At 58.7% G+C, this 24639-nt stretch carries 21 protein-coding genes; 14 read left to right on the forward strand and 7 right to left on the reverse strand.

What is annotated here, in order from left to right; translation table 11 throughout:
- The first annotated feature begins 298 nt into the window (after positions 1-298).
- Entirely contained in the window at positions 299-1318 is a 1020-nt protein-coding gene (locus tag DU29_RS0113105; RefSeq protein ID WP_028622124.1) for a branched-chain amino acid aminotransferase, read from the forward strand.
- Between the two features lie 53 nt (positions 1319-1371).
- Here DU29_RS0113105 and DU29_RS0113110 read toward each other — a convergent pair whose 3' ends face one another.
- Positions 1372-2214 (reverse strand): TIGR03915 family putative DNA repair protein, encoded by an 843-nt coding sequence (locus DU29_RS0113110; RefSeq protein WP_028622125.1) that lies wholly within the window; start codon positions 2212-2214, stop codon positions 1372-1374.
- Positions 2211-3431, reverse strand: coding sequence for a putative DNA modification/repair radical SAM protein (locus tag DU29_RS0113115; RefSeq protein WP_028622126.1), 1221 nt, complete (start codon positions 3429-3431; stop codon positions 2211-2213). The genes DU29_RS0113110 and DU29_RS0113115 overlap by 4 nt, the downstream gene beginning before the upstream one ends.
- A gap of 305 nt (positions 3432-3736) precedes the next feature.
- Between DU29_RS0113115 and DU29_RS0113120 the strand changes: the two genes are divergently transcribed.
- The 3 genes from DU29_RS0113120 (at position 3737) to DU29_RS0113130 (ending at position 6375) form a co-directional block, all read left to right on the forward strand.
- Complete coding sequence (locus tag DU29_RS0113120) at positions 3737-4480, forward strand: SDR family NAD(P)-dependent oxidoreductase (protein WP_028622127.1); 744 nt, start codon at positions 3737-3739, stop codon at positions 4478-4480.
- A gap of 324 nt (positions 4481-4804) precedes the next feature.
- Positions 4805-6043: an S-type pyocin domain-containing protein gene (locus tag DU29_RS0113125; RefSeq protein ID WP_028622128.1), complete on the forward strand. Its 1239-nt coding sequence runs from the start codon at positions 4805-4807 to the stop codon at positions 6041-6043.
- Positions 6040-6375, forward strand: a complete 336-nt coding sequence (locus tag DU29_RS0113130; protein WP_028622129.1) for a hypothetical protein — start codon at positions 6040-6042, stop codon at positions 6373-6375. Before DU29_RS0113125 ends, DU29_RS0113130 begins: the two co-directional genes overlap by 4 nt.
- Positions 6376-6476: 101 nt before the next feature.
- Here DU29_RS0113130 and DU29_RS0113135 read toward each other — a convergent pair whose 3' ends face one another.
- Complete coding sequence (locus DU29_RS0113135) at positions 6477-6815, reverse strand: FKBP-type peptidyl-prolyl cis-trans isomerase (protein ID WP_028622130.1); 339 nt, start codon at positions 6813-6815, stop codon at positions 6477-6479.
- A 147-nt stretch (positions 6816-6962) separates the two neighbouring features.
- Between DU29_RS0113135 and DU29_RS0113140 the strand changes: the two genes are divergently transcribed.
- Positions 6963-8027: a M4 family metallopeptidase gene (locus tag DU29_RS0113140; RefSeq protein ID WP_028622131.1), complete on the forward strand. Its 1065-nt coding sequence runs from the start codon at positions 6963-6965 to the stop codon at positions 8025-8027.
- Positions 8024-8347, forward strand: a complete 324-nt coding sequence (locus tag DU29_RS0113145; RefSeq protein WP_028622132.1) for a protealysin inhibitor emfourin — start codon at positions 8024-8026, stop codon at positions 8345-8347. Before DU29_RS0113140 ends, DU29_RS0113145 begins: the two co-directional genes overlap by 4 nt.
- A 48-nt stretch (positions 8348-8395) precedes the next feature.
- Here DU29_RS0113145 and DU29_RS0113150 read toward each other — a convergent pair whose 3' ends face one another.
- Positions 8396-8704, reverse strand: a complete 309-nt coding sequence (locus DU29_RS0113150) for an RcnB family protein (RefSeq protein ID WP_028622133.1) — start codon at positions 8702-8704, stop codon at positions 8396-8398.
- Between the two features lie 185 nt (positions 8705-8889).
- On the opposite strand from DU29_RS0113150, the gene DU29_RS0113155 reads away from it, so the two are divergent.
- Both DU29_RS0113155 and DU29_RS0113160 read left to right on the forward strand, forming a co-directional pair.
- Positions 8890-10701: a monovalent cation:proton antiporter-2 (CPA2) family protein gene (locus tag DU29_RS0113155; protein WP_028622134.1), complete on the forward strand. Its 1812-nt coding sequence runs from the start codon at positions 8890-8892 to the stop codon at positions 10699-10701.
- Positions 10701-11801 (forward strand): DNA alkylation repair protein, encoded by a 1101-nt coding sequence (locus DU29_RS0113160; protein ID WP_028622135.1) that lies wholly within the window; start codon positions 10701-10703, stop codon positions 11799-11801. Before DU29_RS0113155 ends, DU29_RS0113160 begins: the two co-directional genes overlap by 1 nt.
- A gap of 247 nt (positions 11802-12048) precedes the next feature.
- Here the strand turns inward: DU29_RS0113160 and DU29_RS0113165 are convergent, their stop codons facing one another.
- Positions 12049-12945 (reverse strand): LysR family transcriptional regulator, encoded by an 897-nt coding sequence (locus tag DU29_RS0113165; RefSeq protein WP_028622136.1) that lies wholly within the window; start codon positions 12943-12945, stop codon positions 12049-12051.
- A 122-nt stretch (positions 12946-13067) separates the two neighbouring features.
- Here DU29_RS0113165 and DU29_RS0113170 point away from each other — a divergent pair, with 122 nt between their 5' ends.
- From DU29_RS0113170 to lldD, 3 genes are all read left to right on the forward strand, one after another.
- Complete coding sequence (locus DU29_RS0113170; RefSeq protein ID WP_028622137.1) at positions 13068-14714, forward strand: GMC family oxidoreductase; 1647 nt, start codon at positions 13068-13070, stop codon at positions 14712-14714.
- Positions 14715-14842: 128 nt separating this feature from the next.
- Positions 14843-16465, forward strand: coding sequence for an MFS transporter (locus DU29_RS0113175; RefSeq protein WP_028622138.1), 1623 nt, complete (start codon positions 14843-14845; stop codon positions 16463-16465).
- Positions 16466-17612: 1147 nt separating this feature from the next.
- Positions 17613-18755 carry an FMN-dependent L-lactate dehydrogenase LldD gene (lldD, locus tag DU29_RS0113185; RefSeq protein WP_028622139.1) on the forward strand — a complete coding sequence of 381 codons (1143 nt, stop codon included), beginning with the start codon at positions 17613-17615 and terminating at the stop codon, positions 18753-18755.
- A gap of 83 nt (positions 18756-18838) precedes the next feature.
- On the opposite strand, the gene DU29_RS0113190 is transcribed toward lldD, so the two are convergent.
- Positions 18839-19207 (reverse strand): DUF427 domain-containing protein, encoded by a 369-nt coding sequence (locus DU29_RS0113190; protein ID WP_028622140.1) that lies wholly within the window; start codon positions 19205-19207, stop codon positions 18839-18841.
- Positions 19208-19499: 292 nt separating this feature from the next.
- On the opposite strand from DU29_RS0113190, the gene DU29_RS0113195 reads away from it, so the two are divergent.
- From DU29_RS0113195 to DU29_RS1000000133735, 3 genes are all read left to right on the forward strand, one after another.
- Entirely contained in the window at positions 19500-21449 is a 1950-nt protein-coding gene (locus DU29_RS0113195) for a DNA topoisomerase III (RefSeq protein WP_028622141.1), read from the forward strand.
- 532 nt (positions 21450-21981) lie between these two features.
- Positions 21982-22311: a hypothetical protein gene (locus DU29_RS0113200; protein ID WP_028622142.1), complete on the forward strand. Its 330-nt coding sequence runs from the start codon at positions 21982-21984 to the stop codon at positions 22309-22311.
- A gap of 121 nt (positions 22312-22432) precedes the next feature.
- The gene (locus tag DU29_RS1000000133735) at positions 22433-22609 is read left to right on the forward strand and encodes a hypothetical protein (RefSeq protein WP_442961298.1); all 177 of its coding nucleotides are present in this window, start codon (positions 22433-22435) and stop codon (positions 22607-22609) included.
- A gap of 178 nt (positions 22610-22787) precedes the next feature.
- Here the strand turns inward: DU29_RS1000000133735 and DU29_RS0113210 are convergent, their stop codons facing one another.
- Positions 22788-24290 (reverse strand): aldehyde dehydrogenase family protein, encoded by a 1503-nt coding sequence (locus DU29_RS0113210; protein WP_028622143.1) that lies wholly within the window; start codon positions 24288-24290, stop codon positions 22788-22790.
- Positions 24291-24639: the final 349 nt, after the last annotated feature.

Here is a 24639-nt window from a genome sequence, read left to right on the forward strand (position 1 = left end):
GAGGGAGCTTGCTCCCGCTGGGTTGCGAAGCAACCACAACTGCTTCACTGCGGTTGCGCCTGATACACCGCAGTGCCGGGCTTTACCAGCGCTGCGCACTGGAGCGGGAGCAAGCTCCCTCGCCACAGGGTTTGGTGTCGCCAGGGATCGAGGTTTATTTCATAGCAGGCTAAGAAATATGCCATTCAGGCGATAGTCCGGCTGCGAAATGCGCCCGGAATGAAGTATTGTTGTCCCCATCCAAAATATGTCAGAAGCCTTGAACCGTTTCGGCGGTTGTTCAGTGATAGAGGGTGTCATGAGTAACGAAAGCATCAATTGGGACAAGCTGGGTTTTGACTACATCAAGACTGACAAGCGTTTCTTGTCGTACTGGCGTGACGGCTCGTGGGACGAAGGCACCCTGACCGAAGACAACGTGCTACACATCAGCGAAGGCTCCACTGCCCTTCATTATGGGCAGCAATGCTTCGAAGGCATGAAGGCCTACCGTTGCAAAGACGGTTCGATCAACCTGTTCCGACCCGATCAGAACGCCCAGCGCATGCAGCGCAGCTGTGCACGTCTGCTGATGCCGTTCGTGGAAACCGAACAGTTCATCGAAGCCTGCAAAGCGGTGGTTCGCGCCAACGAACGTTTCATTCCACCTTATGGCACTGGCGGCGCGCTGTACCTGCGTCCGTTCGTGATCGGCGTGGGTGACAACATCGGCGTGCGTACTGCGCCTGAGTTCATCTTCTCGATTTTCTGCATTCCAGTCGGCGCCTACTTCAAGGGCGGCCTGACCCCGCATAACTTCCTGATCTCCAGCTTCGACCGTGCGGCCCCGCAAGGCACCGGCGCGGCCAAGGTCGGTGGCAACTACGCCGCCAGCCTGATGCCGGGTTCCCAGGCCAGGAAAGAGAACTTCGCAGATTGCATTTATCTGGACCCGATGACCCATTCGAAAATCGAAGAAGTCGGCTCGGCCAACTTCTTCGGGATCACCCACGATAACAAGTTCATCACGCCGAAGTCGCCATCGGTTCTGCCGGGTATCACCCGCCTGTCGCTGATCGAACTGGCCAGTTCCCGTCTCGGCATGGAAGTGATTGAAGGCGACGTGTTCATCGACAAGCTGTCGGACTTCAAGGAAGCCGGCGCCTGCGGTACCGCTGCCGTGATCAGTCCGATCGGCGGCATCCGCTACAACGATCACCTGCACGTGTTCCACAGCGAAACCGAAGTCGGCCCGATCACCCAGAAGCTCTACAAAGAGCTGACCGGTGTGCAAACCGGCGATATCGAAGCGCCTGCAGGCTGGATCGTCAAAGTCTGATTTGACCTCTGCGACATCCAGGCCCTCCATTGCTCACGCAATGGGGGGCTTTTTCATGAGCTCTGATGGCGCTCCTGTTCAGCCAACGCAATGCGTTTGCCACCCCTGCCCTTGATGCTGCTGGCTTGTCCGTCCTGTTGTTTGCCGGTGCGCGCCTGGGTGATCAGCCCAGGAATCAGCGCGCCCTCCGGCAAATTTTTCCAGAATCGCGCTGGCAAATGCCCTTGCATGACTTTCGGGTTTAGCCGCGCCGGATTGAAGATGTGGCTGTAATACGTCAGCCACATCTGCCCGTGCGGGTCATCGACGTTTTTCGCCAGTTGCTGCCATTCAGGCGGGCATTGTCGCTGGTAAATCAATTGTTCACCGTCGTAATAAACCCCGTCGCGAGGTGTAGCAATCAACCAGCGATGGCGGCCCATACGACCAATGAAATGTTCACTGGCGCTGTGCAAAATGTCGTGCGCCGGCTCATGCCAGGCAACGTACTGCGGCCCCTCGCTGAGCGGTGTTTCGACGAAGCGGACGAAAGCATGCAGATGGTGACCTTCACGCCGGACCTGCTTGATTCTGCGCTGCAGTTCGCTGCCCAGTTTGTCACCGGCCATCATCGCCGTGCGGTCACCATGACTAACCCGCCACAGCACTTCATAAAGAACGCTCCAGCGCTGATCTCCCTGATAGCGCGCAGCACTTTCGAGAGTATCTAGCAATGCTCGCGGAATCCGCGCTTGAAACGGCCCTTGCGAATCCGGCGGCGCATTGTCGCTGGCGAACAGGTCGGCTACGCCTTCGCTGGCCCAGCTCACCTGGCTGGGGTCGACCTCGTGGCTGAGCAGCCAGCGCGCTTGCTGACGCCAGACGTCGAACAGGTCGTCGCAGTCCAGATTGATCATCCCCACAACCCCATTTGCTGGGGTTGCGGCCGGTCGCGCAGTTGCTGATAAAGCATTTGGCTGGTGACTTCGGCCTGCTGCGGATGGTAATCGCTGGTGATGAAAAACGGCTTGGCCTTGGCGAGGACGCAGCGCATCCGCGCAAGATCTTCATATCGGATGCGCCGCTGCTGGCGCAATTCCACCAGTCGCTCGGTGGTACGCAGGCCGATGCCGGGGATGCGTGCAATCAAGGACGCCTCTGCGCGATTGAGATCCAGCGGAAACACTTCGCGATTCTCCAGCGCCCACGCCAGCTTCGGGTCGATGTCGAGGGCCAAATGCCCGGGGCCTTTGAATAGTTCGCCTGCCTTGAAGCCGTAACTGCGCAACAGAAAATCGGCCTGGTACAGACGGTGCTCGCGCATTAATGGCGGCGCAGCCAATGGCACGCTTTTCGGACTGTTTGGAATCGGGCTGAAAGCCGAGTAGTACACCCGGCGCAATTTGTAATTGCCGTAGAGGGCCTGCGCGCCGTGAAGAATGGTGCTGTCGTCCGTGTCATCGGCGCCGACGATCATTTGCGTGCTCTGCCCGGCTGGGGCGAACTTCGGCGAACGTGGCTCATTGAGCACCGTCTGTTCGCCGGTGTAGATGGTTTTCATCGCTTGCTTGATCGAGACCAACTGCTTCTCAGGCGCCAGGGTTTGCAAGCTGGCATCGGTCGGCAATTCGATATTGACGCTGAGGCGATCGGCATACCGCCCCGCTTCCGCGATCAGCGCCGGGTCGGCCTCGGGAATGGTTTTGAGATGAATGTAGCCGCGAAACTCATGATCCTCGCGCAGCAGCTTGGCCACTCGGATCAACTGCTCCATGGTGTAGTCGGCTGAACGAATGATCCCGGAGCTGAGAAACAGGCCGCTCACGCAATTGCGTCGGTAGAAATCCATGGTCAGCGTCACCACTTCTTCCGGCGTGAAGCGCGCGCGTGGCACGTCGCTGGAACGCCGGTTCACACAGTACTGGCAGTCATACAGACAGAAATTGGTCAGCAGGATTTTCAATAGCGAAACGCAGCGCCCATCCGGCGTATAGCTGTGGCAAATACCCATGCCATTGGTCGAACCCAGCCCGCTCTTGCTCTCGGAACTGCGCTTGGGCGCGCCACTGCTGGCGCAGGACGCGTCGTACTTGGCGGCGTCGGCGAGAATGCTGAGCTTGTCGATGAGTTCCATAGGGCACGCCTTTACTGTGTGGATATACAGTAAAGCCTCAGGTGCGGGGAGGCAAGTCGCGGACCGACCCTTGGTCGGGTCAGGCAACTTGTGAGAATACATGGCAAATTTCCACCGAAGTTATATTGACTACATCAGAGGTCATTATGACTCTCCGGCATTCGAGTCTTAAACACTACACCTCCCACCTACGCCTCGAATTATCTGGCTTGCACAACTGGCGCGATTCTTGATCTGCAGGCAGGGCGCTCAACAGCTTTGATCGCCGTAATTAACCGGTTGATCATCAAAAGAGGATTCGCGGTATGCACAAAGAATTTCAAAATCGTCTTGCCGTCGTCACCGGCGCCAGCTCCGGCATCGGCCTGGCCGTTACCAGTCAACTGCTGGAGCAAGGGGCGCACGTGCTGGCCATGTCGCGCCAGGTAGGCGCCTTGGCGGAATTGGTTAAAGGTTTCGACGGTCAGCTGACGTGGGTCGCCAGCGACGTGACGCGCGCCGAAGATTTGGCCAGGTTGGCACAGCGCGCCAAAGATCTGGGCCCCGTCGATTTCGTTGTGCCCAACGCGGGTATCGCGCAACTGGCTGATGGTCTGGATGTATCCGCGTTCGATCGGCAATGGGCGGTCAATGGTGCGGGGGCATTGAATACCCTCGCCTGTTTACGCGATCACCTTGCAGAATCGGCCTCGGTAGTGTTCATCGGTACATTTCTGGCTGGCATCACCTTTCCGGGGCTGGCGGCCTACATCGCTTCGAAAACAGCTCTGATCGCACATGCCCGGACCCTGGCGGTCGAGCTCGCGCCTTTCGGAATCCGCATCAACACCGTGTCGCCGGGCCCTACGGCGACACCGATCTGGTCGACACTGGGTTTGGCAGACGAGCAACTGGGTGAGGTCGCGAACGTGGTCAATCAACGTTTACTGGACGGCAAATTCCTGGAGCCGGATGCGGTCGCGGAGGTGATTCTGTTTCAGCTCGGGCGTGGAGCGCGCAGCGTTTATGGGCAGGATTGGGTTGTGGATAGTGGGTATACGTTGCGATAAGGTTGGGACTGCTCGCGAGAGCAGCTGGGTCAGGTGACATATAAGTTGAATGACCGGGCGCGAGCAAGCTTCCTACGGATACGTGCAGCGTCCAGTTCATTCGCCCTATCCAAGTCTATGCCTTTAGACCTGCAGTTCACGCTTGCCGCCAACGAGCCTGCCGTGATCTCCAGATCGCAAGTTCTGCGCGTATATGTTGGGAATGATCTACCGCGAGAACTGCGATTTGTAACAACCGCAGGGGTTTCAGACTCGTCCTACATCTTTCAAACAGCCATAGATATAGCGTCCACATCGCATTCAAAAAATGAAACAAGGACGCTCATGGCCCGCAACACAGACATACCCAAGATTCAAAACCCACCGTCCGGCGATGGGCACCACATCTCCAGCCGCTACATGACAGCCTCCGAACTGGCGAAGCGGGATGCCAGACAGAAAGCATATGACGACATGTTGGCTCGACAACAGGCATATGAAGACCGTTTCATAAGACAATCCAAGCAGCATGGCCACCCCATTTCGATGGGTTGCGTATTCACCAAAAGCTGCAACCTCCCCGACGGCGTAATCAACCACAACAATCCAACCGGGTTTATACCAGTCGAGAAATTGGCCGACTACGGAAAGTTCTCGCTTTTCGGTGGCCGTGAAAGGGATGAAGCAGGAAACATACCTCTCAAAAAAATCGGAGGTAGCGCATTAGCTCAATCATTCGGAAAACTGGTCCTGGGTGGCGTGGCCACTGCTGGCTCCGGGGCGGCTATTAGCGGCGCGGGGGCAGTGACGGCTGGCGTGGTTGCTGGCGCCTTGGTGGGAGTCGTTGCGTTGCTCTGGCCCTCGACGCTCGGGGACAGTTCACTGTATTCAGAAGATCAGCTCAAAGCACTTAGACAAGGTCGCACCCGAGTTCGCCTGCATATTGAACAACAGGCCGATGGCACCTTGAAGGCTTACGGATACAACACTCAAATGCGCAGCGACTGGGAACTGATTCCTGTCGTGCAGTTCGTAGCTCAAGGCGATCAGCAGGTGGCTGACGTTGGCAATGGAGTGACGCTGATATGGACACCAGCCATAGATTCATCAAGCACTTCGGGAATCCCGCCGCTAGAAGGAGCTACACAGGCTCCGCAAATATGGATTTATCCGCCTACACCAGCGGCCGACAGCATTATTGTTGATCCGATCTACCCGCCGGACTACGAGGACTTCATCCTTATTTTTCCGGCTGATTCCGGCATCAAGCCTCTTTACATTGTCTTTTCCTTGAGATTCGATGCTGCCAAGTATCATGGAAAGACAGATACACCTGTTAAAAGCAAAGGCCCCGAGAACGGCCAGGAAGCTTTGGATAATTCGGTACAGGTGAAACCTACATCGGAACGCAGGGTTGGCATCGATCCTAAAACCAACGAGTTTGTCGTCTTCGATCATACGGGAGGGGACGATTACCACGGACACGTCAGAACATGGAATAAACTCCATCAAGATATGAAAAATGCATTGATCAGGGCAAAAAAAACTGACATCAAGGGCAACATACCAGGAGCTAAACAGTGAGTCTTATCTACCACGATCCATCTATCAGCCATGACGAAGCAGTAAGTCTGCTTGATAGCGGCCTGGAAAAGCACATTGTAACCGCGCTGATTTCCGTCGGATTAAATGAGCAAGACAGTGCCTGGGCGCAGACCGTTTGCCTGGATCATCTGAAGAGTGGTACTCAGTCAGTGGCTGCGGCAGCGATCACCGCACTCGGCCATATAGCCCGTAGATTTGGTGAGCTGGAAATGCAAGTCGTAATCCCCGCTCTTGATGCCGTACAAGCAAAATTCCCTGCGCTTGAAGCTTCCGTGGCTGACACGCTCGACGATATTGAAATGTTCACCTGACTCGCTAGATCACCGGCAGAATATCCGCCGCCGCTCACATAAACCCATCATCTCTCCTAACAGACATGATGGGTTCCGCCACTCAGCCCACATCTATCAAATCAATCATCCCGCGTCAGCACCTCCAACAGCTCAATCTCAAACACCAGATTCGAATTCGGCGGAATCGACCCCATCGTCCGCTCCCCATACCCCAGATGCGCCGGCACCTGCAATTTGCGCTTGCCGCCAACCCGCATCCCCATGATTCCCAAATCCCAGCCCTTGATGACCCGGCCCGTCCCGATCACACACTGAAACGGTTCGCCACGACTATAGGAAGAATCAAACTCGGTACCATCTTCCAGCCAACCGCGATACTGGGTGGTGATCAGCGCGCCCTTGACGGCAGCCTTTCCCTCACCCAACACCAGATCAACAATTTGCAATTCTTCGTTCATGCGCCTTACTCGTAAACAATCGCCCAGATCCAAAAGGCGCGGAAGGAGGTTTTCGCAGAATTGGCCCGTATTGGCAATCCATGGAACCGAAAGCCTGCCCGCCCCCTCACATGAGTAACGACTTCGTACTCGGGTAAGGACGCTCTGATGACCGACTCACGACCGCTGCACAGTTTCATCCCACCGTACATTCTCAACCGAATCATTGCTCATGGTTCCGAGCGTCAGCGCTCCAGTGCGCTGACCACACTGACCCACGTGCGCACACTTCGACACACACCCGCCCCGCCGCAGCGCCCACCGGCCACTACACTTCTGCCGCAACCTGGCAAACCCGGACTGGCGCAACGCAGCGTGCATGACGCGCAGGGCAAAATGCTGCTGCCCGGGATGCCCGCCCGGCTTGACGGCCAAGCCGCCACAGGCGATCCAGCGGTCGACGAAGCTTACGATGCCCTGGGCGCCAGTTATGATTTTTTCTGGAAGGTATTCGGTCGTGATTCCATCGACAATCAGGGCTTCGCGCTGATCGGCAGCGTGCATTACGGGCAGGACTATGAGAACGCGTTCTGGAATGGCGCGCAGATGGTGTTCGGTGACGGCGATGGCGAGATTTTCGAGCGTTTCACTCGCTCACTGGACGTGATCGGCCACGAGCTGTCCCATGGGGTGATCGAAAGTGAAGCCGGTTTGATCTACGCCAACCAGTCCGGCGCCTTGAACGAGTCGATTTCAGACGTCTTTGGCGTGTTGATCAAGCAACACGTGATGCGCCAGACGGCTGAAGAAGCCGACTGGGTAATCGGCGCCGACCTGCTGACGCCTAGAATCAAAGGCGTCGGGTTGCGCTCGATGTCGCATCCCGGCACCGCCTACGACGATCCGCTGCTCGGCAAGGATCCACAACCGGATCACATGCGCAAATTCGTCATCACCCAGGAGGATAATGGCGGCGTGCACATCAATTCCGGCATTCCCAACCGCGCCTTTTATCTGGCGGCCGTGGCGCTGGGCGGATTTGCCTGGGAGAAAGCCGGACGCATCTGGTATGACACGTTGTGCGACAAACAACTGTCCAGCGAGGCGACATTCGAAGAATTCGCGATGTTGACCGTGGCTCATGCGCGCAGGAATTTCGGCTTGGATGAGGTTCGAGCGGTGGCTCAAGCCTGGGCTGAAGTGGGGGTCAAACTGACTGAGGAGGCTGCATGAAAACTCTGCCGACATTGGGCGATGAAGCGGTGGTGTGCCTCTCGCGGCAAGGGGGTTTTGCGCAGATCCATGCGCTTTCACGCCCTCGTGAAATCGAGTTCGCGCAATGCGATATCTCTCAGCGCACTCGCATCTGCACGTTGCTGGAGGACTGCCTGCCGCTGACTCAGGAAAGCTCAGGCAAGAATGACCAGCGCTTCTATGAAATCGAAGTGCGCTATCGCCTAAATGAAAAGGATGACCGGATGGTGCTGAAAGTGCCTGAGGACAAGGCGCCTGGCGAGTTGGTGCATCTGTGGGACAAGGGGGAAATGATCTGAACGTGTAAGCTCTGGCCCTCCCTGGCCAGAAAGGCATTCACCGTGAAGTCACTTCTGTTTCTTCACTGGGGTGATTTCCACAATCGTGCCGTTAGTGGTCTTCACGCGCATGTACTTGCCATTGTTCTCAACCCACTGCTCTTCTTTGCCAGGCGCTTTCAGGCCTTTGGCTTTCCAGTCGATGGCCTTGTCGGCACGCATGTAAATGTCCGGGGCGCGATCGTTTTCGACCAGCTCGCGGGTATTGGTAGAGCTAGGCTGAACGGTTTTATGCGGTTCATCTGCCTGAACCATCGAGCTGACACCGGCCATCCCGGCAACAAGGGCAAGGCTGGCAATAAGGGTCTTGTTGTTCATGAGTGAACCTCCGGTAATGTTTTCATGACAGCACTCCGACTGCGGCGGTAACGAAACATTCCGTATTGATGCGCGTAAATCCGCAACAACCGCTCATTTATACAATCTTCCACGTCTCAGGCTGACGTTCTTCGAATCACGCCTTATCCTTGTCGACCCCGCCGTATCGAGTTCTGGAGTTCCCCATGCCCCATGAAGGCAACCTGTTGCAAGCCGCCGTCGTGTTCCTGTTGGCGGCCGTGCTCACCGTTCCGCTGGCCAAGCGCCTGCAACTGGGGGCGGTGATCGGGTATTTGTTTGCCGGGGTGATCATCGGCCCGTCAGTGCTGGGTTTGATCGGTAATCCGCAAAGCGTCAGCCATTTCTCGGAACTCGGGGTGGTGTTACTGCTGTTTATTATTGGTCTGGAGCTGTCGCCGCGACGTTTGTGGGTGATGCGCAAAGCGGTGTTCGGCGTCGGCCTGGCGCAAGTAGTGTTGACGGCCTCGGTGATCGGCGTGGTTGCGCTGTATGTCTTCGGGCAACCGCTGAACAGCGCCATCGTGCTGGGCCTCGGTCTGGCGCTCTCTTCCACCGCGTTTGGCCTGCAAAGCCTGGCCGAGCGCAAGGAACTGACCAGCCCCCACGGGCGGCTGGCGTTCGCGATTCTGTTGTTCCAGGACATCGCTGCGATTCCGCTCATCGCGATGGTGCCGCTGCTGGCCGGCAGTGATCACACCACCAGCACGGCCGAAGACATCAATCACGGCTTGCGCGTATTGGGCAGTATTGCCGTGGTGGTGATCGGCGGACGTTATCTGTTGCGCCCGGTATTCCGCGTGGTAGCCAAAACCGGTTTGCCTGAAGTCTCGACAGCCACGGCGTTGCTGGTGGTTATCGGCACGGCGTGGTTGATGGATCAGGTCGGCGTGTCCATGGCGCTGGGGGCGTTCCTGGCTGGATTACTGCTGGCGGATTCCGAGTATCGCCACGAACTGGAAGCGCAGATCGAACCGTTCAAAGGTTTGCTGCTGGGCCTGTTTTTCATCAGCGTTGGTATGGGCGCCAACTTGAGCTTGCTGCTCACTGCGCCGATTACCGTGTTGGGGCTGACGCTGTTGCTGATCGCCATCAAGCTGCCGTTGTTGTTCGTCGTCGGGCGATTGGCCGGCGGTCTGGGCAAGGTGAGTGCGATTCGCCTCGGCATTGTGCTGGCGGCAGGCGGTGAATTCGCCTTTGTGGTGTTCAAGATCGGCCGCGATCAGGGTTTGTTCGAACCGCGTCTGTACGACTTGCTGGTGCTGACAATCACCCTTTCCATGGCGGTTACGCCGTTGCTGCTGTTGCTGTGCGCGCGACTGGTCAGCCCGAAGGTGCAACCGGTGGTGGTCCCGGAACAATTTCGCGAGATCGATACCGACGAGCCGCGTGTGGTCATCGCCGGCATGGGCCGGATGGGGCAGATCGTGGCGCGCATCCTGCGGGCGCAGAACATCAAGTTCGTCGCCCTCGATACGTCGGTGGAAACCATCGAGCTGTCGCGCAGTTTCGGTGGCGTGCCGGTGTTCTACGGCGACCCGATGCGCCCGGAAATCCTGAAAGCGGCCAAAGTCGAGCAGGCCGAATATTTCGTGATCGCCACGGACGACCCGGAAACCAATATCAAAACGGCCGAGGTCATACACCGCTTGTACCCGCACATCAAGATCATCGCCCGCGCCCGTAACCGTCAGCATGTGCACCGGCTGGTCGACCTCGGCGCCGAGGCGATTCGCGAAACGTATTATTCAAGCCTGGAAATGAGCCGGCGTACGCTGGTCGGCCTGGGTCTGACCCAAGCGCAGGCCGATGCACGGATCAAGCGCTTCAAGCATCACGATGAACAAGTTCTGGAGGCGCAGCACGCGGTGTACGACGATGCCGCGAAGGTGCTGCAGACAGCCCAGGAAGCACGGGCGGAACTGGCGAAGCTGTTTGAGTCGGATCAGCTGGAAGAGCAATCGGCGAGGAATTCATAATGGCTGCCGAACAACCCGCCCCAGCCCTCAAGGAAATCTTCAACGCCGCCCGCCTTGAGCACATCGCCACAGAAATGACTGCGGTCTATCCCGCGTTCAACGCCAAAACATTCCTTGAAATGGCTAACCAGGGACTCGCCGAATTGTCGATCATGCAGCGCATGGCCCGGGTCAGCGAGTCCCTGCATGCGGTGTTGCCACTTAACTACGAACAATCAATCGATGTGCTTTACGCGCTCGCACCGCGCCTGAACAGCGGATTCGTCAGCATTGCCTTGCCACATTACGTCGCACTGTACGGTGGCCGTTCGTTCGAGCGGTCGATGGCGGCCCTCAAATACTTCACTACCTTCGGCTCCGCTGAGTTTGCGATCCGGTATTTTCTGCGCAGCCATTTCGAGCGCACCCTGGCGGTGATGCACGAGTGGTCACTGGATGAAAATGAGCATGTGCGGCGACTGGCGAGTGAAGGCTGCCGGCCACGTCTGCCGTGGTCGTTCCGTCTGGAGCGCATTCAGGCGAACCCCGCGTTTGCAGCGGCGATCCTCGATAACCTCAAGGCCGACGAAAGCCTGTACGTGCGCAAGTCGGTGGCCAATCACCTCAACGACATCACCAAGGACCACCCCGAGTGGGTGCTTGACCTCATTGAAAGCTGGTCGCTGGAGAACCGCCACACGGCCTGGATCGCCAAACATGCGCTGCGCAGCCTGATCAAACAGGGCAATAACCGCGCACTGGCGATCATTGGCGCGGGCGGTAAACCTGAGGTTGAGATCATTGATGCGCAAGTTGAACCTGCCGTCGTCAGGCTCGGGGAGAAAATCACCCTGTCGTTCACCGTCAAATCGACTGTCGAGAACAGTCAGCGGCTGGTGATCGATTACGCCATCGACTACGTAAAAGCCAACGGCAGCACCTCGGCGAAGGTGTTCAAACTCAAAGCCCTGACACTGCCCGGCAAGGCCAGCGAATTCGTTGCTCGCAGTCAGCAGATCAAGGAACTCACTACGCGCAAGCATTACGCCGGACGCCATGCCGTGCACATCCTGGTCAACGGCGAACGCCTGGCCAGCAGTGAATTTGAAATTTTTTCGTGATGTAGGGGCAAGCGCGGCGGCGATCCGGCTTGCCCGTGGTGTCAGTCACTATTGTTGTCGCCTGAGCCGATGCCATCGCGGGCAAGCCACGCTCCCACAGGGATCGCGTCGTTAGCTTGTTGAGTGGCAGACTCAGAATTCGCGCACAGAACCGCCCCTTGTGGGAGCGTGGCTTGCCCGCGATGAGGCCGGTACAGCCGACAGATATCTTGCGGCTCGGATACCGCTGTCGCGAGCAAGCGTGTTTCTACAGAGCCGGCATTCCCAGCAGCAGGTTCTGCTCGCGCTCGCACAACTCCACCACGTAATCCCAGACCACGCGCAAGCGAACGGATTTGTGCAGTTCGCGTCGGGTGCTGATCCAGTAACTGCGCTGGATACTATCGTCCGGCAACAGCGCCACGAGGTCTGGATCGGCGCTGGCCATGTAGCACGGCAATACCGCGATCCCCAGCCCGGAGCGTGCGGCCTGTTGCTGGGCGATGACGCTGGTGCTGTGGAACACCACCTGCGGATTGCGGCAGAAGCTGTTGAGGAACTTCAGTTCCTGACTGAACAGCAGGTCGTCGACGTAACCAATCCACGCGTGCCGCCCGAGGTCTTCGCGGCTGCGCAGCGGCGGCGAGCGGTCGAGGTACACCTGGCTGGCATACAGCGCCAGCCGATACTCAGAGAGCTTGCGGGTAACCAGCATGTCCGCGGCCGGGCGCTCGAGGTGAATGCTGATTTCGGCTTCGCGGTTGAGAATGCTCACAAAGCGTGGCACCGCCACCAGTTCCACTTCAAGTCCCGGGTAGCGCTCGAATAGCCCATTCATGCGACTGGCGAGAAACATGATGCCCAGCCCCTCCGTCACGCCGACGCGAATCTTGCCCAGCGGCGCCGTCGACTGAGTGATCTCTTCTTCAGCCAGCAGTGCGACATTTTCCATCGCTTCGGCGTGTTTAAGCAGCGCTTCCCCGGCCGGGGTCAGCTCATAACCCTGCGCATGCTGAACAAACAACGCAGTGCCGAGGCTTTTTTCAATGGCCTCGATATGCCTGGCCACGGTGGCATGCGTAGTGTTCAGTCGCCGGGCAGCGGTGAGCAAGCGTCCGCTGCGCTGCAATTCGAGAAAGAACCTCAGATCATTCCAGTCAAACATGAACCTTCCTTGAAAGAGTTGCTGTTTGAAAATGCACAGCAGCTGCGCAAAAACTAACATTCTTTTAACGAAAGCTAACAACTAGGATGACTGACAACAAGAACAACAGTAAGAGGTCAGGGATGCAGACTTCCCTTGATGAATTCGACTACATCGTGGTCGGTGCCGGACCGGCCGGGTGTCTGCTGGCCAATCGACTCTCGGCCTCGCCGCAACACCGCGTGCTGTTGCTCGAAGCCGGCGGCCGCGACAACTACGCGTGGATTCATATTCCCGTGGGTTACCTGTTCTGCATCGGCAACCCGCGCACCGACTGGTGCTTCAAAACCGAGTCGCAACCCGGCCTGCAAGGACGGGCCTTGAGCTACCCACGCGGCAAGGTGCTGGGCGGTTGCTCCTCAATCAACGGCATGATCTACATGCGCGGTCAGGCCAGCGATTACGATGGCTGGGCCGGCGACGGCAATTCGGGCTGGGCCTGGAACGACGTACTGCCGCTGTTCATGAAAAGCGAAAATCACTTTGCCGGCGACTCGCAATTCCACGGCGCTGCCGGCGAGTGGCGCATCGAACGCCAGCGGCTGTCGTGGCCAATTCTCGATGCCTTCCGCAGCGCTGCCGGACAAAGCGGCATTGCCAGCGTGGACGATTTCAACGAGGGCGATAACGAAGGTTGCGGCTACTTTCAGGTCAATCAGAAAGCCGGGATCCGCTGGAACGCGGCGAAGGCTTTTCTCAAACCGGTCCGTCAACGGCCTAATCTGACCGTGTTGACCGGCGTCGAAGTCGACCGCGTACTGCTGGAAAACGGCCGGGCATCCGCGGTCAAGGCTCAGTGGCAAGGCCAGGCAAGGACGTTCAAGGCCCGCAAGGAAATCATCTTGTGCGCTGGCTCCGTCGGCTCGCCGGGCATCCTCCAGCGCTCCGGCATTGGCCCTCGCCCGCTGCTGGAAAAACTCGGCATCGGCGTCGCCATGGAGTTGCCCGGCGTGGGCGGCAATCTTCAGGACCACCTGCAATTGCGCCTGATCTATAAGCTGGAAAACGCGCGCACCCTGAATCAGATCGCCGGCAGTGTGTGGGGCAAGATGGGCATGGGTTTGCGCTATCTGTATGACCGCAGCGGCCCGCTGTCGATGGCGCCGAGTCAACTCGGTGCGTTTGCCCGCTCGGGGCCGGAGCAGACCTCGGCCAATCTCGAATACCACGTGCAACCACTGTCGCTCGAACGCTTTGGCGAGCCGTTGCACGCCTTCCCCGCCTTCACTGCGTCGGTGTGTGATCTGCGCCCGCAAAGCCGCGGCCGTGTCGATATTCGTTCGGCTGACCCGCAGGACGCGCCGTCGATCCAACCCAATTATCTGAGCCATCCGGAAGATATGCGCGTCGCTGCCGATGCCATTCGCCTGACCCGGCGCATCGTGGCCGCGCCGGCCCTGCAAGCATTCAAACCGGTCGAATATTTGCCGGGCGACAGTTTGCAGACCGAGGAAGAGTTGCACGAAGCCGCCGCGCGCATTGGCACGACGATCTTTCATCCGGTGGGCACTTGCCGCATGGGTCATGACGAGCAATCGGTGGTTGATGCGCAACTCAAGGTTCACGGTATTCCCGGCCTGCGCGTCGCCGACGCTTCAATCATGCCGCGCATCATCTCGGGCAACACATGTTCGCCTACGCTGATGATTGCTGAAAAAGCTGCGCAACTGATTCTGGAACCAGATACCAGGAGCATCATCACGCCAAAGGCGTTTGCTACACACCCGTAATCATCCACGGACACTGTAGTAACGGAAAGACCGATGCAGATAGCGTTGAATGGACAGTAGCGGCGCCAGACCACAAGGCCGGCGCCGACAGTGGAACAACAAAAACAATCACTGTGAGGGATACCGATATGTCAGAACATGTGCAGCCTCTGGAAGCCGTGCCCGGTGCGATCACCACCCCGGATACGCGAAAAGTCATCTTCGCCTCATCACTCGGGACGGTCTTCGAGTGGTACGACTTTTTCCTCTATGGCGCCCTCGCGGCAGTCATCAGCAAGCAGTTTTTTGCCGGGGTCAACGACACCACGGCTTTCATTTTCGCCTTGATGGCGTTCGCTGCCGGCTTCATCGTGCGGCCGTTCGGCGCGCTGGTGTTCGGACGGTTGGGCGACATGATCGGGCGCAAATACACCTTCCTCGCCACCATCGTCCTCATGGGTGTGGCGACCTTCTGCGTCGGCTTGCTGCCGACCTACGCCAGTATCGGCATCGCCGCGCCCATCATCCTCGTGGTGCTGCGCATGCTGCAGGGGCTTGCGCTGGGCGGCGAATACGGTGGTGCCGCGACGTATGTGGCTGAGCACGCGCCGATGGGTAAACGCGGCTTTCACACCAGCTGGATTCAATCGACGGCGACCCTCGGTCTGCTGCTGTCGCTGCTGGTGGTGCTGGGCTGCCGCTACTTCACCGGCGATCAGTTTGAAGTCTGGGGCTGGCGTCTGCCGTTCCTGTTTTCCATTGTGTTGCTGGGCATCTCGACCTGGATTCGCCTGAGCCTGCACGAGTCCCCTGCCTTCGTGAAAATGAAAGAAGAAGGCAAGGTCTCAAAATCGCCGCTGCGTGATTCCTTCGGCAAATGGGAAAACCTCAAAGTCGTGCTGATTGCGCTTTTCAGCATCAACGCCGGGCAAGCGGTGACGTTTTACGCGGCGCAGTTTTATGTGCTGTTCTTCCTTACGCAGTTTCTGCGCATGGACCCGGCGCTGGCCAACAGTTTGCTGATCGTCAGCGTGATGATTGGCGCGCCATTCTTCATCTTTTTCGGCTGGCTGTCGGACAAGGTCGGGCGCAAACCGATATTGATGATCGGGCTGTTGCTGGCCACCGCGTTGTACTTCCCGATTTTCAAGACCCTGGCGCATTACGCCAACCCGGCGATTGATCAGGCCAGCCGTCAGGCGCCGATCACTGTGCTGGCCGACCCGGCGACCTGCACCTTCCAGTTCGATCCGGTGGGCAAGGCGAAATTCGACAGCCCATGCGACAAGGTCAAAACCTTCCTGGTCAAGCAGGGCCTGCCCTATTCCAGCGCAGCGGCCCCTGCGGGCAGCGGCGTGCAGGTCAGCATCGGCGACGTGAAAATCGACGGCTACGATGAAGCTGCTCTGCGCGGCGCGGTGACCCTGGCGGGCTATCCGTCCCAGGCTGATGCTCAGGCGATCAACAAGCCGATGATCGTGGCGCTGATCGTGGCGCTCATCATCATCTCGGCGATGTGCTACGGCCCGTTGGCGGCGCTGATGGTGGAATTGTTCCCGACACGGATTCGCTACACCTCGATGTCGCTGCCGTATCACATCGGTAATGGCTGGTTTGGCGGTTTCTTGCCAACAGTGTCGTTCGCGCTGGTGGTGTACACCGGGGATATTTTCTATGGGCTGTGGTACCCGGTGGTGATTACCGGGGTGAGCCTGGTGGTGGGGATGATCTGTTTGCGCGAGACCAAGAACGTGGATCTTGATACCAACTGACTGAGTCTGAGTGGATGGCGGTGGCGGGTTTTGATTGGGAGGGGGTACATATCCGTTGCTGCGGTTGGGGCTACTATTGGTTCCGTCCTGGGTATGCATGACCTGTGGGAGCCGAGCTTGCTCTGGGCGGCGTTCCGACGATAGCGGTGTGTTAGGCGGCGCTTGTTTTGAGTGTGTACATATCCGTTGATGTGGTGATGGCTGATATTGGTTCCGCTCTTACAGCGGGTCACTTTGGAAAAGCCTACGCGGCCCGGCCTCAAGTAACCAAAGCGCTTGCGCCCCTGACGTCCGGTGGCTCGCCTAGGCTCGCCATACCCTCGCTCCGGTCCTGCTCCGTGGGCCCGTCGCCCTCGGCCATCCATGGCCGGGGGCGACTAACCCGGCATCCTTGCCGGGTTGCCCACTGCGCAGAACCTGCACTCGGCCTTCCGACGGGGCAGATCAAGATCAAGATCTGAAGCAAAGCAAAGCAAAGCAAAGCAAAGCAGCTCCCGTCTGCTAGACCCATTCAGCCCGACGCGCCACAGAACGTGTAGCAGCTGGCGCAGCCTGCGTCCGGCTGCGTCCGGCTGCGCAGCAGTCGTCGTGGTGGTCGTTGTTTTCGTCGTACTCGATCCCGAGCATGCGTTTATCTATCAAACCGCGCCGCCTGATTTTACGACTGCTGCGCAGCCGGACGCAGGCTGCGCCAGCTGCTACACGGATTTGTGTGGGGGCGGAATAACGTGAGCCAGGTCGGCTACCAGGCCGCCTCGGCGGCTGTGGCGGTTAGCGTCCCGTCGGGAGGCTGAGTGGAGGTTCTGCGCAGTGGGCAACCCGGCATGGATGCCGGGTTAGGCGCGCACGGCCAAGGATGGCCGATCGCGCCGGGCCCACGGAGCAGGACCGGAGCGAAGGCATGGCGAGCCACCGGACGTCAGGGGCAAGAGCGTTTGGTTACTTGGTGCCGGGCCGCGCAGGCTTCTCCAAGTGACCCGCTGTAAGAGCGGAACCAATATCAGCCATCACCGCAGCAATGGATATGTACACCAGCCCAAGAGATGGCCACCACACACCGCAAGGCCAAGACAATTACCGCAAACCCCAGCCATTTTCGCTACTCTGACCCGATGCAACCGCCCCGCCACTCACCGAACGAGGCACTATGATCATCTCATCCGCATCCGACTACCGCGAGGCAGCACGCCGCAAACTTCCGCGATTCCTCTTCGACTACATCGACGGCGGCGCCTATGCCGAACACACGCTGAGGGCCAACAGCGCCGACCTCACCGGCATCAGCCTGCGCCAGCGGATCCTCAAAAACGTCGAAACCCTGAGCCTTGAAACCACCCTCTTCAACCAGCCACTGTCCATGCCCGTCATCCTCGCGCCGGTCGGCCTGACCGGCATGTTCGCCCGCCGTGGCGAAGTGCAGGCGGTCAGAGCGGCCGAGAAAAAAGGCATCCCGTTGTGCCTGTCCACGGTGTCAGTTTGCTCGATCGAAGAAGTGGTGGCGCAAACCGAGCAAAACATCTGGTTCCAGTTGTACGTACTGAAAGATCGCGGCTTCATGAAAAACGCCCTCGAACGGGCAAAAGCCGCCGGGGTCAAGAACCTCGTGTTTACCGTCGACATGCCAACCCCCGGCGCTCGATATCGCGATGCGCACTCGGGAATGTCCGGGCGCTTCGCCTCGTCGCGGCGCCTGCTGCAGGCCCTCACCAAACCTCAGTGGGCCTTCGACGTCGGCCTGATGGGACGCCCGCACGACCTCGGCAACATATCGAAGTACCTCGGCAAAGCCGTCACCCTCGAAGACTACATGGGCTGGCTGGCCAACAACTTCGATCCCTCGATCAGCTGGAGCGATCTGGAGTGGATTCGCGATTTCTGGCAAGGCCCGATGATCATCAAAGGCATCCTCGACCCGCAGGATGCCAAAGACGCGGTCAGCTTCGGCGCAGACGGAATTGTGGTGTCGAATCATGGTGGGCGGCAGCTGGACGGCGTGCTGTCGACCACCAAGGCATTGCCGCCGATCATGCAAGCGGTGGGCAATGATCTGACCGTGCTGGTCGATTCGGGCATTCGCTCGGGTCTCGATGTCGTACGCATGCTTGCGCTAGGCGCGAAAGGCGTCCTGCTCGGACGCTCCATGGCCTATGCACTGGCGGCCGATGGTCAACGCGGCGTGGAAAACCTGCTGGATATTTTCGCCAAGGAAATGCGCGTGGCGATGACACTGACCGGGGTCACTTCGATCGCTCAGATTGACGAATCGACGCTGGTAAACGCCACCCGATGAGCAAACACCCCTGCAAAAAAACGCCGCGCACAGGCACGGCGTTGGGCTGGTGCAGACATTGAAAACTCACGCTGACCCACTGATCACTCGACGTCTTTGAGAACCTCGAATGTCACCTGATCGGGATAAAACGCCACGTAATTCTTGATCTGCTCGACCGACACTTTGGGCGTTTCATAAGTCCACACCGCATTGGCGCCCTCATGCCCCGGAACCTGCAGGCTGAAATAGCTCGCGTCGCCTTTGTACGGGCAATAGCTGGTGTGGTCGGTACGGGCGAAAAACTCTTCGGCGATGTCCTCACGCGGCACGTAATACACCGGCGGGTAATTGGCCTCCAGCAGCACCAGCGCGCGGGTGGACGCTGCTACCTGAATACCGTGGAATTTCACCAACAGACAACCTGGCTGCTCGGCAATGGTGATGACAGGACTGGGACCGGTGCTTTTCATGACATGCGTTCCTCGATACGACGATAAACCTGTGGGAGCGTGCGATGCGGCAATCCGGCAATCCGGCTTGCCCGCGATGGGTCATGCAGCGGCCGCAAAAAATGAGACCACGGTAGATCAGGTATAACGCAAATTTTTCAGTCACGACCGCCTCACAGCCAAACGGAGCGCATTTCGTCTGCGGCAAACTGGCGCAACAGCTTTGCTGTACATCCATACAGATAAAGATTGCCCGATCGCTCCTCAGCCGCCATTCTGTGCACTTCCCGGCACTTGATGAACGATGGTGGTTATGCGGTTGTACCTCTGTGAAAAACCTTCCCAGGCCAAAGACATTGCCGCGGTGCTTGGCGCCAAGCGACGCGGCGACGGCTGCTGGCTGGGAACAGATGTCACGGTCACCTGGTGCATCGGCCATTTGCTGGAAACCGCCCCGCCGGATGCCTATGACGCGCGTTACAAGCGCTGGGTGCTGGCGGATCTGCCGATCATCCCGGACAAATGGAAGATGACCGTCAAACCGCGCACCGCCAGCCAATACAAAGCGGTCAAGCGCCTGCTCGGTGAAGCCGATGAATTGGTGATCGCCACCGATGCCGACCGTGAGGGCGAGATGATCGCCCGGGAACTGGTCGAGCATTGTCGTTATCGCGGGCCGATTCAACGCTTGTGGTTATCGGCGCTCGATGATGCATCGATCCGCAAGGCCCTGGCTTCGCTGAAACCCGGCGCCGAGACGTTCAGCCTGTATCACTCGGCACTCGGGCGTTCACGGGCGGATTGGCTGATCGGCATGAACATGAGCCGGTTGTTCACGTTGCTTGGAAGACAGTCCGGTTACCAGGGCGTGTTGCCGGTGGGCCGGGTGCAAACGCCGACCCTGCGTCTGGTCGTGGATCGTGACCGCAGTATTGCCGATTTCGTGCCGGTCGCCTTCTGGGCGATTGACGTGCAACTGCTGCACGACGGCACGGCATTCACCGCGCAATGGCGCGCGCCCTCTGACGCTTGCGACGATCAGGATCGCTGCCTGAATCAGCCGCGGGCGCAACAGGCAGCGGCGGCGATGATCGGCGCGACGACCGCCCGAGTGATCAAGCTGCGCACCGAGCGCATGCGTGAAGTCGCGCCATTGCCGTTCGATCTGGGCACATTGCAGGAAGTGAGTTCGAAAAAACTCGGGCTCGGCGCTCAGGAAACCCTCGACATCGCTCAGACGCTCTACGAAACCCACAAAGTCATCACCTACCCGCGCAGCGACTGCGGTTACCTGCCGGTCAGTCAGCACGCTGAAGCACCGGGCATCCTCGCGGCATTGCGCCAGGCCGATCCGGCACTGAATGCCTTGCAGGACCACCTGCAACCGCAACGCCGTTCGCGCGCCTGGAACGACGCCAAGGTCAGCGCTCACCACGGCATCATCCCCACGGCGGCAGCGAAAAATCTCGACCGGTTGGTGGGCAAGCAGCGCGCGGTCTACACCCTGATCCGCGCTCGCTACCTGGCGCAGTTTCTGCCAAATCACGAATACGATCGCACTCAGGCCGACTTTGATTGCGCCGGGGAATCCTTGCGCGCCGTTGGCAAGCAGATTGTCGAAGCGGGCTGGAAGCGCGCCTTGCCCGAGGCACTTGCGCCGGCCAAAGGCCGCGAAGCACCGGCACCGCAAACGCTGCCGGCATTGGCCGAGGGCCGTGACTGCGCAGTGGCCGACGTCAAGCTGAAGGATCTGTGGACACAGCCGCCCAAGCCGTTCACTGAAGGCGATCTGATCAAGGCGATGAAAAATGTCGCCAAACTGGTGGAGGACCCGCTGCTCAAGCAAAAACTCAAGGACACCACCGGCATCGGCACCGAAGCGACCCGCGCGTCGATCATTCAAGGCCTGCTCGATCGCGGTTATCTGATCAAGAACGGCAAGGCGCTGGCGGCGACGCCGGCTGCCTTCAGCCTGATCGACGCGGTGCCGCGCGCCATCGCCGACCCGGGCACCACAGCCATCTGGGAACAAGCCCTGGACATGGTGCAAAGCGGCGAGATGAGCCTGGAGGAATTCGTCACCAAGCAAGCAGCGTGGATGAGCAAGCAGGTCGCGCGATGTGCCGGCCTGAGCCTGACCATCAGCGGCCCGGCAAGCCCGGCCGGACGGGGTGCGACACCCTGGAAAAACAAACGCAAACCCACCAAGCGCAAGCCTGCAACCGCTGCCAAACGCAGCGCGAAACCCGCCAGCAGAGCTTGATTCCGCAAAAAAGCTCCGCAGAAACCACCCGGTTTTAATTCCAAAACGTCTTTGTCGGACAATATGTAGTGCTTGAAAATAATCACTACAAAACCGTTGACGCCTCCGATTTGCCCTTGCATGATGCAGACGTCACCCCGATCGGGAGACAGGCAACATGTTTGAGCAAGCTCGTCTGACCGCCGAGCTGTTATTCCGGATACACGCTGCCCACAAGGCAGATTGAAGAAGCTGACCTGGCCTGAACGTCCAGTACAAGGACGAGAAACGCTGGCGATCAATCCTCATGAAGCTTGTGACCGACCCTCAAAACGTCGGCAGTGGCCAAAAGGTTTTCGCCGCTTCTCCTCGTTGTGACGCTATTGCGTAGCAGTTATTCAACACGACTACATGCAGCAGATGCGCGTCCCCGTCATTTCGACGGTCGACCGCTGACGTCCTGGTTTCGGTGCCAGGGATCAACTAACCGATGGGCTACCTGTATTAGCGAATCAACTTTGAAAGATCACCAAATGGTCAAGGGGTTTACATGATGAATCTGAATAATCAACCGACTATCGATGAACTGGCTCGTCTGTTCGCTGCGCAAAAAGACAGCCACGACAGCCACATTCTGTGGATCAGCAAATCGGGTCAGGTGCACATCGACTGCCTGTCGCCGCACGCCCACGAAGCCGAGTTCGACCAGAACAACCAGAACCTGCTGGCCCGACTGAAGATGTACCGTCGCGGCCAAGGTTATGTCGGCAAGAAAGCCGCGGCTGATAAAGACTTCATCGGTAATGTTCTGCAGACGCTGAAACAGGCCTGGTCCTCGATGCAGAATCAGAATGAAACGCGGGTGATAGACCGTTTCTACTGATACACCCGCTAACTGAAAGGCCCCGCCCGAGTGATCGAGCGGGGCCTTATTTGTTTGTCGTCTGCGCAGCAAATACAGCTATCGTTAACGGTATTCAGCAGTGAGCCTTTGGAGATGTGAGATGAAGTTCGTTCTGACAATCATGGCGTTATTGGTTACTGCAAATACAGCTCAGGCCAACAGTCTGCCGGGAGTGCCGTCATTCATAGTTGAGTGCCCTGGAAAACTGTCGGTGCAGGCCGATCAGGATGGGGCTGTAATGATCGGTACCCAGGAAGCCGAAAAAAGCCATCAATGAGCGCCGCTTCGAGGCCAAGGGGGCGGATGTGACGCTTACAATCGTGATTGCCGAAGACGACTCGGTCGCGGTTTCATCTAAGGGCAAAGCATCCAACGGAGTGTGCGAGTCAGTGGAAGACTGACGCGGCGATGAAGCCGCGTTTTCGATGTCTCGTTCGAGGCTCGTCTAGCGAATGTTAGCGTCTCACCGACAGATCGGTCTGCCGCATCCGACTGCGAATGGTGAACACGCCATCGCCGGAAAGAATCGCACTGCGGGCAAACAGGCGTCCGCTCTCCCAGTTTGAAAGTCCCAGTTCCGGCTTGTTCAGGGCGTACTGGCCGTCGACCCAGCGGGTAACGCCATCGCCAACGAACGGCGCGTTGACTGCGTTGTAAAAGCGCTCCTGCGTCGCGGCGTCTTCACTGATCAGCGATACGGTGAACTGCGGGCTGTAGCGGTTGAACAAAGCAATGCCGCTGTCGAGGTCGTCGATAATTTTCAGGCTGACTTCCGGGGTCTCTTCCCACTCCCATTCCCTACCCAATTGCTCTTCCGGCAATGGCTCGGCCAAAGGCTCGGTCCGGTAGCCTTCGGCGCGATAGACTTCGACGCTGGCGGTTTGCCAATGACTCGGCAAGTACGTTTCGCTGCCTTCGACGATGTGCAATTTACAGCCCTGCCCTCGTGCGACGCCGGCCTGTTGCAGCGCCTCGAGAAACAATGGCACCAGGTCGACGGCGCGGTCGCGGTGGATCAGACAGACGTTGAGGGTGTTGCAGACTTTGCGGTCCAGCGAGTTGCGGACCACGGCGGCAAAACGCCCGGCATCTGCGTCCTGATCTGCCAGTAACCACGCGCCACCGGTACCGTGCAGGCTGACGGCCGTGCCAGCCTGTTGCGCGATGCTGCCCAGCTGACTGACCGCGCGACCCGAACCGCGAGCCACCGCCAGTGAAAGACGTCGATCGGCAAACATCGCCCAACCGGCTGCATGATTGACGCTTTCCACCAGCGACACCGCCCCGGCCGGCAAGCCGGCTTCATTCAACGCCGGATTCAAGGCGTGGGCCACGATCGCTTGAGCGGTGCCCAACGCATCACTGCCGATTCGCAGTACCGCGGTGTTGCCGGTGCGCAAGACACCAGCAGCGTCGGCGAAAACATTCGGCCGACCTTCAAACACGAAAGCGACGATACCCAGCGGCGCGACCACTTGCTCGACGGCCCAGCCGTCATGTTCGACGCTGCTAATCACTTTACCGCGCGACGCCGACGCATCACGCCAGGCCCGCAGGCCGGCGATCATGTCGCGACGCATGCGCTCGTCGGCGAGCAGCCGCGTGGTCGATCGCCCGCGGGTCTTCGCTCTCTCGATATCGGCGCAATTAGCGGTCGCGATCAACGCCCAGCACTGCGGGTCTTCGAGACGCCGGGCGAACTGGTCGAAAAAATCGCTGATGGCTTCATCGGAAACCGCGGACATCAAGCTGAATGCTGTTTCTGCCTGCTCGATTGCCACCACAGCCGCTTGCTGATCCGCCACCGGGATCAGCAGCAGTTCACCGCTGACCTGCTCCACCAGCAAATGGTCCCCGGGCTGAAAACGCGCTGCCAGTTCGGGGCTGACCACCGTGACACGGTTACCGGCGAAAGGAATCGGCGTGCCAGCGATTAGACGTTCGAGCGCGAGAGACATGAAGCGGTTTCACCATGCAAGGGACGGCCGGAAAATGTATAGCAAATCTTCCTGAGCGTCATCTGCCCGCCGGAGACACGGCCCCTGTAGCAGCTGGCGCAGCCTGCGTCCGGCTGCGCAGCAGTCGTTTCATCAGCGGTCGCGGTGTGTCAGAACGCCAGTGTTACGACTGCTTTGCAGTCGGACGCAGGCTGCGCCAGCTGCTACACGGTTACAACTTGAGTCTTGTATCAGCCTGTATATGACCCCGCCTCAGACACATCACCGCATAGAAGCCCCCTGCTACGACACATCACAGATACACCCGCTTGATCAACTGTGCCGGTCGATTGGCCCTGCCGATCAGAGC

This window comes from Pseudomonas sp. Ant30-3 (assembly GCF_000690905.1).
In the GTDB taxonomy this organism is placed as follows: Bacteria; Pseudomonadota; Gammaproteobacteria; order Pseudomonadales; family Pseudomonadaceae; genus Aquipseudomonas.

Bases quoted from the DNA above. Each gene is read 5' to 3' on its own strand.
- DU29_RS0113175 (WP_028622138.1), top strand. From the start codon at position 14,843: ATGTCAGAACATGTGCAGCCTCTGGAAGCCGTGCCCGGTGCGATCACC.
- DU29_RS0113170 (WP_028622137.1), top strand. From the start codon at position 13,068: ATGCAGACTTCCCTTGATGAATTCGACTACATCGTGGTCGGTGCCGGA.
- DU29_RS0113140 (WP_028622131.1), top strand. From the start codon at position 6,963: ATGACCGACTCACGACCGCTGCACAGTTTCATCCCACCGTACATTCTC.
- DU29_RS0113155 (WP_028622134.1), top strand. From the start codon at position 8,890: ATGCCCCATGAAGGCAACCTGTTGCAAGCCGCCGTCGTGTTCCTGTTG.
- DU29_RS0113190 (WP_028622140.1), bottom strand. From the start codon at position 19,207: ATGAAAAGCACCGGTCCCAGTCCTGTCATCACCATTGCCGAGCAGCCA.
- DU29_RS0113135 (WP_028622130.1), bottom strand. From the start codon at position 6,815: ATGAACGAAGAATTGCAAATTGTTGATCTGGTGTTGGGTGAGGGAAAG.
- DU29_RS0113120 (WP_028622127.1), top strand. From the start codon at position 3,737: ATGCACAAAGAATTTCAAAATCGTCTTGCCGTCGTCACCGGCGCCAGC.
- DU29_RS0113165 (WP_028622136.1), bottom strand. From the start codon at position 12,945: ATGTTTGACTGGAATGATCTGAGGTTCTTTCTCGAATTGCAGCGCAGC.
- DU29_RS0113150 (WP_028622133.1), bottom strand. From the start codon at position 8,704: ATGAACAACAAGACCCTTATTGCCAGCCTTGCCCTTGTTGCCGGGATG.
- DU29_RS0113200 (WP_028622142.1), top strand. From the start codon at position 21,982: ATGAATCTGAATAATCAACCGACTATCGATGAACTGGCTCGTCTGTTC.
- DU29_RS0113160 (WP_028622135.1), top strand. From the start codon at position 10,701: ATGGCTGCCGAACAACCCGCCCCAGCCCTCAAGGAAATCTTCAACGCC.
- DU29_RS0113110 (WP_028622125.1), bottom strand. From the start codon at position 2,214: ATGATCAATCTGGACTGCGACGACCTGTTCGACGTCTGGCGTCAGCAA.
- lldD (WP_028622139.1), top strand. From the start codon at position 17,613: ATGATCATCTCATCCGCATCCGACTACCGCGAGGCAGCACGCCGCAAA.
- DU29_RS0113195 (WP_028622141.1), top strand. From the start codon at position 19,500: ATGCGGTTGTACCTCTGTGAAAAACCTTCCCAGGCCAAAGACATTGCC.
- DU29_RS0113105 (WP_028622124.1), top strand. From the start codon at position 299: ATGAGTAACGAAAGCATCAATTGGGACAAGCTGGGTTTTGACTACATC.
- DU29_RS0113145 (WP_028622132.1), top strand. From the start codon at position 8,024: ATGAAAACTCTGCCGACATTGGGCGATGAAGCGGTGGTGTGCCTCTCG.
- DU29_RS0113125 (WP_028622128.1), top strand. From the start codon at position 4,805: ATGGCCCGCAACACAGACATACCCAAGATTCAAAACCCACCGTCCGGC.
- DU29_RS0113115 (WP_028622126.1), bottom strand. From the start codon at position 3,431: ATGGAACTCATCGACAAGCTCAGCATTCTCGCCGACGCCGCCAAGTAC.
- DU29_RS1000000133735 (WP_442961298.1), top strand. From the start codon at position 22,433: ATGAAGTTCGTTCTGACAATCATGGCGTTATTGGTTACTGCAAATACA.
- DU29_RS0113210 (WP_028622143.1), bottom strand. From the start codon at position 24,290: ATGTCTCTCGCGCTCGAACGTCTAATCGCTGGCACGCCGATTCCTTTC.